This is a genomic window from Olleya sp. AS48 (assembly GCF_038900355.1).
Taxonomy (GTDB): domain Bacteria; phylum Bacteroidota; class Bacteroidia; order Flavobacteriales; family Flavobacteriaceae; genus Olleya.
This window is the reverse complement of the sequence record NZ_JBBMRD010000006.1, coordinates 59641-73506: the sequence shown is the minus strand read 5'-3', so window position 1 is coordinate 73506 and position 13866 is coordinate 59641. Positions and strand designations below refer to the sequence as shown.

Below are 13866 nucleotides of genomic sequence, written 5' to 3'. Positions count from 1 at the left end.
AGTTTTATTTTAAAGTCCTAAATTAAATTATAACCAAGGGTAATTATGAGCACTATTCAATTTGAAGATTTTACCAAAGTAGATTTACGTGTAGGTACCATTTTAGAAGTTAATGATTTTCCAGAAGCCAAAAATCCTGCGTATCAATTAACCATAGATTTTGGAGGTTTGGGAGTTAAAAAAACTAGCGCACAAATTACAACGCTTTATAAAAAAGAAGACTTACTAAATAGGCAAATTGTTGCAGTGGTAAATTTTCCGCGTAAGCAGATTGCAAAATTTATGAGTGAGTGTTTAGTATTGGGAGCTGTTAATGCTAAAGATGTTATTTTGTTAAATCCAGAAACCAAAGTTCCTAACGGAACTTCTGTATCATAGTAGTATGGTTAAGATATTTGAATAAAATAGTATTACATACCGTTAGGATTTATATTCAATTAGGATTGTTTTTTTACTATAAAAAAATAATTGTAAACGGAAAAAAAAGCATCCCAAAAGACCAACCCGTTTTATTTTTATCCAATCATCAAAATGCGTTAATAGATGCTTTGCTATTGGCTACAAAGTCTGGACGCTTAAGTTATTTTTTAACTAGAGCTGGTGTTTTTAAAAAACCATTTGTTAGTAGGTTATTGCATAGCTTGCATATGCGACCAATTTATCGTGTTAGAGATGGCTGGAGCACGATTGCAAAAAATAAATCTGTTTTTAGTAATACTGTTAATTTGTTACATGATAACAAAGCAGTGACTATTTTTCCAGAAGGAAATCACAATTTAGAAAGACGAGTTAGACCACTAAGTAAGGGGTTTACAAGAATTATTTTAGAACATAGACAAACGTATCCTAAGCAGTCAATACATTTAATTCCAGTGGGTTTAAATTACCAAGCGCCTAAAGCAATGGGTAGTACTGTTTCTATTTGTTTTGGAAAAGCTTTAGCGTCTAAATCTTATAATCATTTAGACGATTTTATTGCGACTAAACAAATTAAACAGGATGTTTTTAATTCTTTAATAAGCTTAACGACTCACATACCACAAAGTAATTATGCTTCAATAGTAGAAAAACTTAATAAGTTAAATGTGGATTTTACCAATCCCAACATTGTTAATCGTTGTATTGTAAGTCAGTTTAAAACATGTCAAGTTAAGCGTGTAAAACAGTCTAATTTTAAAGTCTTAATAAAGCCAATCCTTTATTTGTTATTATGTGTGCCTATTCTGGTTTGGAGACATAATATAAAACCAAAAATTAAGGAAGCTGAGTTTTTATCTACCTTTAGGTTTGCCATAAGTATAACTTTAGTACCACTTTGGTTATTTGTAATATCTGCTATTATTTGGCTTGCCTTTAATTTTGTTGCAAGTCTTATATTTATTTTGGGAAGTCTAATTTTAATTTTGATTTACAATAAAGCATAAAAAAAACCTTCTCTAAATTTAGAAAAGGCTTTTTTGATATAAGGTGATTTTTATATTAAATATCGTCAAAATCTACATCTGTAAATCTACTTTCAGCACTTGGTGTTTCAGACGTTTCAGTCTTAGCTTCGGAAGCAGGAGTAGCTGGAGTATCATATTCTTTTTTGAAATCTTTTTGGTGACGTTCGCTAATAACTTCATCTCCTTTTTCGTTGATGATGTAATCTGTCATTTCTTTTAAGATGTCATTAAACTCACTAAAGTCTTCTTTATATAAGTAAATTTTATGTTTTTTATAATGAAATGATCCATCGTCATTTGTAAACTTTTTACTTTCTGTAATAGTCAGGTAGTAATCATCTGCTTTAGTAGCTCTTACATCAAAAAAATAAGTTCGTCTTCCTGCTCTTAATACTTTCGAAAAAATTTCTTCCTTCTCCATCATCTCGTTATTATGCATAATCCTTGATTTGTGTTGTTAGTTAATTCGTAAACTCAAAAGTCAAAAAAAAAGTTGAATGAAACAACATTTTAGTGTAAATCTTTTTACTTAGTTGTTTTTAAATACAGTTCTTTGTAATAACCATCAGTGTTTATAAGGTTTTCATGTGTACCTGATTGTACAATTTGACCATCGTCTAAAACTATAATTTGATCTGCATTTTTAGCAGAAGAGATTCTGTGACTTACAATTATGGTTGTTTTTCCTTTAGTAATTGTTTTTAAGTTATTTAAAATCTTCTCTTCAGTTTCAGTATCAACTGCAGATAAACAGTCATCAAATAACATGATTTGAGGCTTTTTAATAATAGCTCTAGCAATGGATACACGTTGCTTTTGTCCTCCAGATAGTGTGATGCCTCGCTCACCTAAAACAGTGTCGTATTGTTTGTTAAATTTGATTATGTTTTTATGCACTTGTGCTAATTTAGCAGCATCTATAACCTCTTGATCTGTAGCGTTTTCTTTACCAAACTTAATGTTGTTATTAATGGAGTCGCTAAACAAAAAGGCATCTTGTGGTACATAACCTGTAGCGTCTCTTAGGCTATATAGGTTTAGGGTTTCAATAGGTTTTTGATCTATTAATATAGTGCCTGAGTCTACGTCGTACAAACGTCCTACTAAATCTAAGATTGTAGATTTTCCGGACCCAGTTTTTCCTATAACAGCCAAAGTTTGACCTGTATTTACCTTAAAACTAACATTTTTTAAGGCTTGTATGTTGGTGTCATCATAAGTAAAAGACACATTTTTAAATTCTATTTCGCCATTAATTTCTGATAATTCAGCGTTGTTATTTTGTATTTCTGGTTCGGTTTTTAAAAACTCATTAATTCTATTTTGAGAAGCTTCTGCTTCCTGTACAATAGAGGTCACCCAACCTACAGTTGCAACTGGCCAAGTTAGAAGGTTAACGTACATAATAAATTCAGAAATTGTACCTAAGCTAATTTCGCCATTCATATATTGTTTACCTCCAATATATATAACTAACACGTTGCTTAACCCAATAAGCAAAATCATCATCGGAAAAAACAAGGCTTGTATACGTACCAAACTTAATTGTTTCTCTTTATTGGTTTCTGATAATTCATCAAAATTAGCTGAGGTTTGTGGCTCTATACCATAAGCCTTAATTACAGAAATTCCACTAAAAGTTTCTTGAGAAAACGTGGATAGTTTGGATAAGTATTGTTGTACAATGGTACTACGTTTATGTATTTCTGAGCTAATTTTATAAATAATTATGGATAAAATTGGTAGCGGAATAATTGTGTAAAGTGTCAACATTGGCGCTTGTCTAAACATAAAAACTAGAGCTACAATAAATAATGTTAAGGTATTAATACTATACATAATTGCAGGACCAGTATACATACGTACTTTGGTCACGTCCTCACTTATACGATTCATTAAATCACCAGTCCTATTTTTTTTATAAAAATTTAAAGATAGTTTTTGGTATTGTTGGTAGATTTCGTTTTTTAAATCATATTCAATATAACGCGATACATTAATTATTGTTTGACGCATCCAGAAGGTTAATATACCAGACAATATTGCAGAACCTACCAAAAATAAAATGTACTTCAATAGTTTGGCTTTGTAAGCAACCTCACTACTTTCCGGATTTTGTAATTGGTCGTTAACCACGTCTATAATAGAACCTATAAATTTGGGAACAAATACAGTAAATAGTTTAGAAACGATGGTAATTAAAACACCAATTATAATTTGTGTTCTATATTTGTAAAAGTATTTGTTAATATGTTGTAATTCTTTCATTTAAATGAAAACCTAAGTTTAAAAAGTTTTTAACAATTTCACATTTTAACATGCTAATTATTGTTTTAATATTAATTATAAGCTAATTTCGCATGCTGAAATTACAAATAGTGTAATTTCAATACATTAATTAAATGTCAACTAAATGGTTTCAGAAGTAATCAACACTAATCAATTATCAAAAGCAGATCCTGTTTTTGGACAATTATCATTTGATAATCACGAACAAGTCGTTTTTTGCAACGACAAAGATACAGGATTAAAAGCAATAATTGGAATACATAACACAGTTTTAGGACCTGCTTTAGGAGGTACTAGAATGTGGCAATATGCTAACGAATGGGAAGCTGTTAATGACGTTTTACGTTTGTCTAGAGGAATGACCTTTAAGTCAGCAATTACAGGTTTAAACCTTGGTGGTGGAAAAGCAGTAATTATTGGTGATGCAAAAACACAAAAAACGCCAGAATTAATGAAGCGTTTTGGAGAGTTTGTGCATAGCTTAAGCGGAAAGTATATTACTGCAGAAGATGTAGGAATGGAAACTGCAGATATGGATTTAGTTAGAGAAGTAACACCTTATGTTACTGGTATTTCTGAAGACAAAGGTGGAGCAGGTAATCCATCTCCAATTACAGCTTATGGTGTTTTTATGGGAATGAAAGCAGCTGCTAAATTTAAATTTGGTACAGATGTCTTAGAGGATAAAACAGTAATTGTACAAGGTATTGGACATGTTGGAGAATCTTTAGTGGAGCACCTAACAAATGATGGTGCAAAAGTAATTATCGACGATATTAATCAAGAACGTTTAGAGGCAATCAGTAAAAAATACGGAGCATCTATATACAAAGGAAGTAATGTGTATGCAGAGGCTGTAGATATTTACGCACCTTGCGCTTTAGGAGCAACAATTAACGATGCTACAATTAACAGTATCCAAGCTAAAGTTATCGCTGGAGCAGCAAATAATCAATTAGCAGACGAGCTTAAGCATGGTCGTATATTACAGGAAAAAGGTATTGTATATGCACCAGACTTTTTAATTAATGCAGGAGGAATTATTAATGTTTACGCAGAATTAGAAAACTACGGTAAACAAGAAATAATGAGAAAGACAGAAAACATCTACAATACAACCTTGGAGATATTAAGTAATGCTGAAACTAATGATATAACAACACATCAAGCAGCATTAAATATAGCTTTAAGCAGAATTGAAGCTAGAAAAAAAGAAAATCAGCAATAGATATCTTATAAAATAGACTATTTTTGCAAGGCGAAAGTGAAAGCTTTCGCCTTTTTTAATTAATAATTTAAAAGTATTTCAATATAATTGAAATCTAAAGTTCTTTGTAAGTATGCTAAGTAGAAGACATATTCGTGTTAAAGTAATGCAAGTTTTATATGCATTTGATGGTACAGAAAGTGATGATTTTTCTAAAGACCAAAAATTTTTATTATACAGTATAGACAATATGTATAATTTATATCTAATGACACTATCCCTAATGATAGAGGTCGGTAAAAAATCTAAAACGCAGTTAGAAACTATTCAGAAAAAGCATTTAGCTACAGCAGAAGAAAAAAATCCCAACAAAAAATTTATAAACAATCAGGTTCTAGAGCTACTATCTAATAACGTGGCTTTAAAAACAGCTTTTGAAGTCAACAATATTAAAAATTGGCAACTAGATAATGAGTATGTAGATATTATCTACAAGGAAATAATTGCTAGTGATTTATATAAAGAATACATGCAAACTAAATCGTCTACCTTTAAAGAAGATAGAAACTTTATAGTAGATGTATTTAAAGAAATAATAGCTCCTAACGAGAAACTTTACGATTATATTGAAGATAAAAACCTTACTTGGTTAGATGATCTTCCAACAGTAAATACAGCTATTTTAAAATTACTTAGAAAAATTAAAGAAACATCAGACGAGCGTTTCCTTACACCTAAGTTGTACAAAGATATCGAGGATAAACAATACGCAATTAACTTGTTTAAAAAAACAATGTTAAACCAATCCAAATTAAGCGAAGAAATAGCTAATAAAACTAAAAATTGGGATACAGAACGTATCGCAACTATAGACATGGTTTTATTAAAAATGGCTATTTGCGAGTTAACTAGTTTTCCTTCAATTCCTACTAAAGTAACAATTAATGAATACCTAGAAATTGCTAAAGAATACTCAACGCCTAAAAGCAGTATTTTTATTAACGGAATTCTAGATAAATTGTTAAAAGAATATCAAGAAGAAGGAAAATTAAATAAAGTTGGTCGAGGATTGATGTAGTCAAAAAATATTATTATTTTTACAAACCAAAAATTAATTTAAGTGGCAGTTTAATAATAAACTACACAAATTCTAAAATAAGTATTATGAAAAAAGTAATGATTCTATTAAGTGCAGTATGCTTAATATCTTTATCATCTTGTAAGCAAGATGCAGCAGCAAAAATTGATGCAAACAATGTAGTAGCAGCTTCTGAGAGAGATGCACAATCAGGTAAGTTACCAGTAATCGAGTTTGATAAAAAAGAACATGATTTTGGTCAAATAGTATCAGGTACACCTCAAGAGACAGTATTTACTTACACAAACAAAGGAGAAGCACCTTTAGTTATTACAGATATTAAAAGTACTTGTGGATGTACAGTTCCTCAAGATTGGTCTAGAGCACCTTTAGCTGTTGGAGAGTCTGATTCTTTTACTGTTAAATTTAACGGAAAAGGAGCTAACAAAACATCTAAAGTAATTAACATCACAGCTAACACAGCTACTGGTAAAGAGTCTGTAAAAATATCAGCTTTTATTACTCCAGATCCTAACGCACCTGTTAAGCAGGCACCACTTAGAACAAATCCAAATGCTAACCCAGGACCACTTACACAATAATGGAAGGAATTAGCGGATTTTTACCTATAATAGCAATGTTTGCTGTAGTGTACTTCTTTATGATTGCACCACAAATGAAACGTGCTAAACAAGAAAAGCGTTTTGCTTCGGATTTAAAAGCAGGTGATAAGGTAATTACTAAAAGCGGAATGCATGGAAAAATTGCACAGCTTAATGATAAGGATAATAGTTGCGTTATAGAAACTATGTCTGGAAAATTAAAGTTTGATCGTTCTGCTATTTCTATGGAAATGAGTAAATCTTTAAACAAGCCAGCTGTTGAATTAAAAAAGTAATTTACAGCTAGATTATATATTAAAAGGCGACCAATTGGTCGCCTTTTTTATTTAGCAATTTTTATACTTATCATGTAAACCCTTATTTTTAACAATCATAGGTGTTATTTTATCTATTCTAGATAGTTTTGTAGCCTCTTTTTTGGCTTCACTTATATAGTTACAGTATTCACGTTGTTTAGATGGTGTTAAAGCTTTAAATGCCTTAAAAAGTGTGTTATCTTCTTTAAAAACACTTTGTAACTCATCAGGTATCTCAACATCTTTTACTTTAGTTTTAACAGGTTTAATTTCCTTACCATTTTTTTGATTTATTATGGCTTCCTCTATATAAGACATTAGTAACGTTTCGGATATATCACTTGTATCATTAAAACGTAACTGTCGCAAAGCTTTAGTTTTTCCTTCTTGTGCATTATGTAATATATTTTGTTTGTCAGTCAATAAGTTGCCATTAAAAAACCATAAGCAATAGTGGTGTTTAAAAGCACCTAAACCAATCACATTTTTTCCTTCAATCATATAAACAGGAGCATTCCATTTTATAGTTTCTTTTAAGCCAGCCTTTAAAAGTAAATGTCTTAAATAGTTAAGGGAGTCTATAAATTTGGGATGATCTTGTATATACGCTTCTATGGATGATATTTTCTTCATTTGCTGTATAAGTTAAATTTTAAAGATAATAGTTTTTAAAAGGGTATTCTATTCTATATCAAATAAGTATAACTTTTTATTTATATTTAGTCTAAATAAGCTTTGTGATTATCAAAATGAGATTTATATTTGCGCTTTATTTATAATAAATCTAAATAGTGTCATGTTTAAAAAAATAAGTTTTATACTAATTTTAGCAGTTCAATTATCATTCTCGCAATCCAAAATCACAGGAGTTGTGACTAGTAATTCCGACGAAAAAATTCCATTTGCAACCATCTTATTAGAAGAGATTAATGTAGGAGTATCAGCTAATGTTGATGGGTTTTTTATCCTTGAAGATGTAAAGGCTGGAAGTTATACTATCAAAGTATCTTCAGTAGGTTATACGTCAATTAAACAAGACATAACTATTACGGATAATGAAACGAAATCTATATCATTTAAATTACAATATGATGGCGATTTGGACGAAGTTGAAGTTTTTGGAAGTCGTTTTACACATCCAGATAAAATTGAGGCTTTAACAAGATTGCCTTTAGCGCCTTATGAACAAATTCAGAGTATTTCTATTATTTCTGAAAAAGTGATTGAGCAACAAGGTAATTTAACCATTTCGGATGCTGTAAAAAATGTACCTGGAGTTTATACATTTGCAACATATGGTAATAAAAGGGAGAGTATGTCTTCTCGTGGATTTAGAGGGATTCCTATTTTAAAAAATGGAGTTAGAGTACATTCAGATTTTAGAGGTCAAGGGATACTAACAGATATGCAAGGTGTTGATAATATACAAGTCTTAAAAGGCGCAGCATCAGTTACACAAGGTGTTGCTACAGATTTAGGAAGTCCAGGTGGAATAATTAATATTGTAACCAAAACACCTAAATACGAGTTTGGAGGCAATGTGTCACTTAGAGGAGGAAGCTTTGGTCAAGCAAGAACAACTTTTGATGTTTATGGACCTTTAAATACATCCAAAACGACTGCATTTAGATTAAATGGTGCATTAGAGCGTGCTGATAGCTATAGAGACGGAATTACTTCTGATAGATTTTATATCAATCCTTCATTTCAATGGAAGGCTGACGACAAAACGACTGTAACTTTTGAGTTGGATTATTTTGAAGATAGTAGGACACCAGACGTTGGTACTGTTAATCTTGGAGATAATGACCAGAATTTGATTTATGATTTACCTTATGATCAATTTTTAGGTTTTGAGAATGATAAATCATTAACAACTAACACAACATATGCAGTTAGACTTGATCGTGAGTTATCTGATAAGTTGAGTCTTAAAGGTGCCTATTATAAGTCAAATTTGGATTTGGATGACAAAGGTGCAAGTCTAGGTAGTGTTGTTAGTGATGTTGATGGTAACGCAATATATAATCAAAAATCTAGAGGTTATTCAGTGTCAACAAGAGCAGATAATAACAGTGTGCTGCAATTTGATTTAGTTGGTGATCAATTAAAAACAGGAACTATTTCTCATACATTTCAAGTTGGTTTTGATTATCGTACGACTAATTATAACACAACTTCACAAAATGTATCTATTATAGATACTATAGACGTGTTTGCAAGTAATAGTAATAAATTACCAAATGATATTACACTGTCTACTCAATCCGCATTAGCTGCAAAATCTAAAGCTTTTGGTTTTGTTGCTCAGGATGTGGTTACTTTTAATAAATATTTAAAAGGTTTTTTTGGTTTACGTTACAGTAAAACAAGAACAATTACAGACACTGAAACTACCGAAAGTGATGCTTTTAATCCATTAGGAGGTATTATTATATCACCTTTTCAAAACATTAACCTGTTTGCTTCTTATACAAACAGTTCGTATCCTAGAACAGGAACTAGATTAGATGTTAATGGTAATGAATTAGGTAACGAACGTTATGATCAATTTGAAACTGGTATTAAAACAAATTGGTTAAATAGTAGGTTGCGTTTTAACTTAACTTATTTTAAAATAAATAATAAAGACATTAATCTTCCTGTTTATGATATTAACTGGGAAGAAACTGGATATTATGCAAAAGGTGGTAATGATGAGAGAAAAGGTGTTGAAGTGGAATTAAGTGGTCGTGTTTTGGATAACTTGGAAGTAATTACAGGATATTCTTACATTGATGCACAGTATAAGGAGCATACATCTTATGTCTATGGATCTGCACCATTAAATACACCAAAGCATACTTTTAATATTTATGCTGACTATAGCTTTAAACAACAACTTGAAGGTTTGTCTGTTGGAGGAGGAGTATATTATACTGGCGAACGACCTATTAATGACTGGAGTTCAGGTGCTGTTACTCACCAAGGGATTGTTCCAAATCAAGAGCCTTTTAATGTTGAAGCTTACACACAGGTCAATGCTCAAGTTGCTTATACTTTAAATAACCATTGGAATTTTAGAGTGTTGGTTAATAATGTATTTGATTCAATAGGTTACAACGCTTATAGAACCAGCTATATTAATCAAACAGACCCAAGAAATTTTGCAGGAATTTTGACCTACAAATTTTAAATAAATTGAGTTAGTCTTTAAAGCGTAACACTAAAAATGTTACGCTTTTTTTAGTTTATTATTTTTAATTAAAAATAAATTGAAGCTAACTTATTAAAAATCAATACCGAAAAAAATGACATCAAAAAACAGTACTTTTTTGTTTGTTTAATAGTAAAACTTAAATATATTTGCAATCAGTTTTGGGGAGATACTCAAGCGGCCAACGAGGGCAGACTGTAAATCTGCTGACTACGTCTTCGCAGGTTCGAATCCTGCTCTCCCCACATTTTTAAAAAGCCTTCTTAAATTTAAGAAGGCTTTTTTATGCGTTATAATTTTATTTATTCTAAGATATGTCTGAATATAATTTCAGAATAAAAAAAGCCTTTAACAGATATACTGATAAAGGCTTATATTTATATAAATAAGTATATTAAACTTATAATTGCTTTTAATAAATTAAAAATCTACTAAAGCTTTTTTGTAATATTTTAAATCTGATATGTTAGAAGCATTGTCAAGATTTCTAATTAATGAAATCACATACTTTAAACTCTCTATTGGATCTAATTCTGTTTCTATAACATCTTCTGTATCAGATTCTAATGATTCATCCTCTAATGGTGTATCCTCTGGTATTGGAATAAGAAAAGAGTCGTTATTTTCGATATGCTCATAAGTATAACGAAGGACTTTTACTGCCAAAGGGTTTTCTACCTCAATAGTATAAGTTCTTAAAGTTTTAATATCGTCTATTAATGTATCTGAAGTAATACCTGTAGCGTCTAAGTTTTTCAGAATACGGTCTATTACAGTAATGGCTTGTTTATTTTCCAAAGGGTAAGATTAAAATAGGGTTAGTTGCTTTTTGATGCAAATTTAATTTTTTTTGTCCTTAGAAAAAATCAATTGTAGATGTTTATTTTAAAATTAAGGATAAAACTTTATCTCGTTTTAAATTATCTGTGTTTTTTCCAGTATTGCTTACCATAACCACAAAAAATTTCTTCACCAGAAACAATCTGTTTTATTGCTATAATACAAACATTGCCATCATCGTCTAAACCTATTTTAGCATTGTTTTTTAATGGACTATTATTTTTACCTTTACTATCGTTTGCATATTTAGCAAAACAGTCGGTATGCATACTATCCATGATGCGACCATCTAATAAATTAATAAAATAACGATCTAGGTTTTGCTGTACTCTGCTTGCTGCTTCTGATGCATCAATAATTTCTCCTTTAAAAATGGAAATAATTTCATCCTTGTATATATCTATAGCAGTATATAACCCATTGCCTGCTTCAGGTATCTGAGAGGTTTTGACGTATAAATAGTCTGCTTCTAAAGCGTCAATAGTATTGTTTTGTGTAATAGTTGTTTTAATGTCAATCTAATTAAATGTGAAACTATAAGTTTTCTACTCCTCTAAAGCTATTTTATTTACTTGAAACGTCATGGTAGGTATTGGTCCTGTGATTTCGTTTATCCTAGAATTAGTGTAATATAACTCATTATTAAAAATACTAAAAGTATCTGCCCAACGGACTAAATCGCCTTCGACAACTGTTGTTGTTTGACCATCTGGAGTTCTTTTTATAATAGCATTATTTTCTAAATCTGCGTAATATAAATTAGCATATTTGTCAAATATCATGCCATCAGGAGCAGCTGTTTTGGCTATAGTTTCTACTCCAGCTTCAATAGCTTCATCACTTCCATTAATCAATAACGTCGTAGGTATAGCATATAAAGTATAGCCAGTTAAAGCATGATAGTACAGTTTACTATCTAATGGATTTAGTGCTATACCATCAGAGTGAACAGTATTTTTCCACTGTGTACCATTAATAGTTAGATGGTCTGTCTCAGAGGTTGTAGAGCTGTGGTCTGTTAATACACGTTTAAAAAGTCCACTTTCTAAATTTAAAACTAACAAACCTGCATGTCCAGAATCTGTAAAATAAGCCATGTTATTTTCTCTATCAATGCGTACATCATTTATGTAAGAGTCTTTGAAAAATACAGCATCAGTCAAGGTGTAGACCTTTTGCAAACTGTTGTTGTCTAAATTAAATACAAATAGCTTTGGGTTTGATAGTACACCTTTAAAAAATGGATTTCTAGTATCTACTACAAACAGTTGATTTTTAGAAGCTACAACAGATTGCACAGCTACAAAAACAGAATCTGTTATTTTAGCATCAGTGGTCCAACTGTTCCATTTTTGATTTGGATAAGCAATGGATTGTTGGCCAATTACTTCTGTGACAGAATGTTTAACTGTAGGTCTCCAATGCGGAAAGTTAACAAAAACACGACCAGAATCGCTTACTGTAACACCTGTTACTTGTTGACCTGTAAATTCTGCTACTTTGGTTACTATAATGCTATCTTGCTTTATGGCTTGGTTTACGGTATCTATTGTTGTTTTAGTTTTATCCGTTTTACAGGCTATAAGACTAAACGTAATAAAGGTTAAAAGAAATAACTTTTTCATAGTTGTTTATTTTATTTGTTTTGTTCTGCAGTAATTTCGGCAATCTTGCAAATCACTTCTGTTGCTTTTATCATACTTTCCACAGGAACATACTCATAACGACCATGAAAATTATGTCCTCCAGCAAAGATGTTTGGACAAGGTAAGCCCATGTAACTTAATTGCGATCCGTCTGTACCACCACGAATGGCTTTAATCAATGGTTTGATATTTAATTGCTTCATAGCTTCTTCTGCAATATCAACAATGTGCATTACAGGTTCCACTTTTTCTTTCATATTAAAATATTGATCTTTAATTTCAATAGTCACAACTTCTCTTTCATACTGCTCATTAAGCTCATCGGTTAACTTTTGCATCATTTCTTTTCTAGCTTTAAAATGACCTAAATCGTGATCTCTAATAATGTATTCTAAAACAGTTTCTTCTACTTCTCCAGAAATAGAGTACAGGTGGAAAAATCCTTGGTAACCTTCAGTATGCTCCGGAGTTTCTAATCTTGGTAACGAGTTGATAAACTCTGTAGCAATGTACATTGAGTTAACCATTTTACCTTTAGCATAACCTGGATGTACAATCTTTCCTTTTACTTTTACAACCGCTCCTGCAGCATTAAAGTTTTCGTATTCTAATTCTCCAATTTGGCTACCATCCATTGTGTAAGCCCAATCTGCACCAAATTTTTCGACATCAAATTTATGTGCACCACGACCAATTTCTTCGTCAGGAGTAAACCCAACTCTAATTTTTCCGTGTTTGATTTGTGGGTTAGCAACAAGATATTCCATTGCAGATACAATCTCTGTAATACCAGCTTTATCATCTGCTCCTAAAAGTGTTGTTCCGTCTGTTGTAATTAATGTTTGACCTTTGTATAACAGTAGATCTTCAAAATAATCAGGAGATAATACAATATTTTCTGCTGCATTTAAAACAATATCTTTTCCATCATATTTATCAATAATTTGAGGCTTTACATTAGCACCTGTAAAATCTGGAGTTGTATCAAAATGAGAAATAAATCCAATAGTTGGCACATCATGATCCACATTACTAGGTAAAGTTGCCATTATATAAGCGTGCTTGTCTATGGTAACATCTTCTAGACCAATAGCTTTTAGCTCGTCTACTAATGCATTTGCTAAATCCCATTGTTTAGCAGTACTAGGTGTTGTGTCGCTTGCTGGATCAGACTCAGTATCCACAGTTACGTAACCTACAAATCTTTTAATTATATCTTCTTTTGAAATCATTTTTCTTTAACTTT

Annotated in this window: 14 protein-coding genes and 1 tRNA gene; 8 read left to right on the top strand and 7 right to left on the bottom strand. The window is 31.0% G+C overall.

Annotated elements, in window-relative coordinates; all coding sequences use genetic code 11:
• Positions 1 to 42 precede the first annotated feature (42 nt).
• A complete protein-coding gene (locus WNY60_RS08935; protein ID WP_292944342.1) occupies positions 43 to 378 on the top strand; it encodes a tRNA-binding protein in 336 nt (111 codons plus the stop codon).
• Between the two features lie 17 nt (positions 379 to 395).
• Entirely contained in the window at positions 396 to 1424 is a 1029-nt protein-coding gene (locus WNY60_RS08930) for a 1-acyl-sn-glycerol-3-phosphate acyltransferase (RefSeq protein ID WP_342862145.1), read from the top strand.
• 55 nt (positions 1425 to 1479) lie between these two features.
• Here WNY60_RS08930 and WNY60_RS08925 read toward each other — a convergent pair whose 3' ends face one another.
• Together WNY60_RS08925 and WNY60_RS08920 are read right to left on the bottom strand one after the other, a co-directional pair.
• Entirely contained in the window at positions 1480 to 1884 is a 405-nt protein-coding gene (locus WNY60_RS08925; RefSeq protein ID WP_292944156.1) for a PUR family DNA/RNA-binding protein, read from the bottom strand.
• 86 nt (positions 1885 to 1970) lie between these two features.
• On the bottom strand, positions 1971 to 3713 hold the full coding sequence (locus WNY60_RS08920) for an ABC transporter ATP-binding protein (protein ID WP_145000123.1): 1743 nt from the start codon (positions 3711 to 3713) through the stop codon (positions 1971 to 1973).
• Positions 3714 to 3858: 145 nt separating this feature from the next.
• On the opposite strand from WNY60_RS08920, the gene WNY60_RS08915 reads away from it, so the two are divergent.
• The 4 genes from WNY60_RS08915 to yajC all read left to right on the top strand — a co-directional run bounded on the left by WNY60_RS08915 (position 3859) and on the right by yajC (position 6917).
• Positions 3859 to 4962, top strand: coding sequence for a Glu/Leu/Phe/Val dehydrogenase (locus WNY60_RS08915; RefSeq protein ID WP_292944162.1), 1104 nt, complete (start codon positions 3859 to 3861; stop codon positions 4960 to 4962).
• A gap of 112 nt (positions 4963 to 5074) precedes the next feature.
• Positions 5075 to 6019 carry a transcription antitermination factor NusB gene (gene nusB, locus WNY60_RS08910; RefSeq protein WP_292944165.1) on the top strand — a complete coding sequence of 315 codons (945 nt, stop codon included), beginning with the start codon at positions 5075 to 5077 and terminating at the stop codon, positions 6017 to 6019.
• Positions 6020 to 6105: 86 nt separating this feature from the next.
• Positions 6106 to 6621, top strand: coding sequence for a DUF1573 domain-containing protein (locus WNY60_RS08905; protein WP_145000119.1), 516 nt, complete (start codon positions 6106 to 6108; stop codon positions 6619 to 6621).
• Positions 6621 to 6917: a preprotein translocase subunit YajC gene (gene yajC / locus WNY60_RS08900; RefSeq protein WP_145000117.1), complete on the top strand. Its 297-nt coding sequence runs from the start codon at positions 6621 to 6623 to the stop codon at positions 6915 to 6917. The genes WNY60_RS08905 and yajC overlap by 1 nt, the downstream gene beginning before the upstream one ends.
• Before the next feature lie 51 nt (positions 6918 to 6968).
• Here yajC and WNY60_RS08895 read toward each other — a convergent pair whose 3' ends face one another.
• Positions 6969 to 7571: a YdeI/OmpD-associated family protein gene (locus tag WNY60_RS08895; RefSeq protein ID WP_342862144.1), complete on the bottom strand. Its 603-nt coding sequence runs from the start codon at positions 7569 to 7571 to the stop codon at positions 6969 to 6971.
• Positions 7572 to 7734: 163 nt separating this feature from the next.
• Here WNY60_RS08895 and WNY60_RS08890 point away from each other — a divergent pair, with 163 nt between their 5' ends.
• Entirely contained in the window at positions 7735 to 10113 is a 2379-nt protein-coding gene (locus WNY60_RS08890) for a TonB-dependent receptor (RefSeq protein ID WP_342862143.1), read from the top strand.
• A gap of 184 nt (positions 10114 to 10297) precedes the next feature.
• Positions 10298 to 10379 (top strand) — tRNA-Tyr (locus WNY60_RS08885).
• Between the two features lie 175 nt (positions 10380 to 10554).
• Here WNY60_RS08885 and WNY60_RS08880 read toward each other — a convergent pair.
• From WNY60_RS08880 to pepT, 4 genes are all read right to left on the bottom strand, one after another.
• Positions 10555 to 10932: a hypothetical protein gene (locus WNY60_RS08880; RefSeq protein WP_145000111.1), complete on the bottom strand. Its 378-nt coding sequence runs from the start codon at positions 10930 to 10932 to the stop codon at positions 10555 to 10557.
• A gap of 122 nt (positions 10933 to 11054) precedes the next feature.
• Positions 11055 to 11411, bottom strand: coding sequence for an SET domain-containing protein (locus tag WNY60_RS08875; RefSeq protein WP_342862239.1), 357 nt, complete (start codon positions 11409 to 11411; stop codon positions 11055 to 11057).
• 108 nt (positions 11412 to 11519) lie between these two features.
• Positions 11520 to 12599 (bottom strand): L-dopachrome tautomerase-related protein, encoded by a 1080-nt coding sequence (locus tag WNY60_RS08870; RefSeq protein WP_342862142.1) that lies wholly within the window; start codon positions 12597 to 12599, stop codon positions 11520 to 11522.
• A gap of 11 nt (positions 12600 to 12610) precedes the next feature.
• Positions 12611 to 13852, bottom strand: a complete 1242-nt coding sequence (gene pepT / locus WNY60_RS08865; RefSeq protein ID WP_339809215.1) for a peptidase T — start codon at positions 13850 to 13852, stop codon at positions 12611 to 12613.
• Positions 13853 to 13866: the final 14 nt, after the last annotated feature.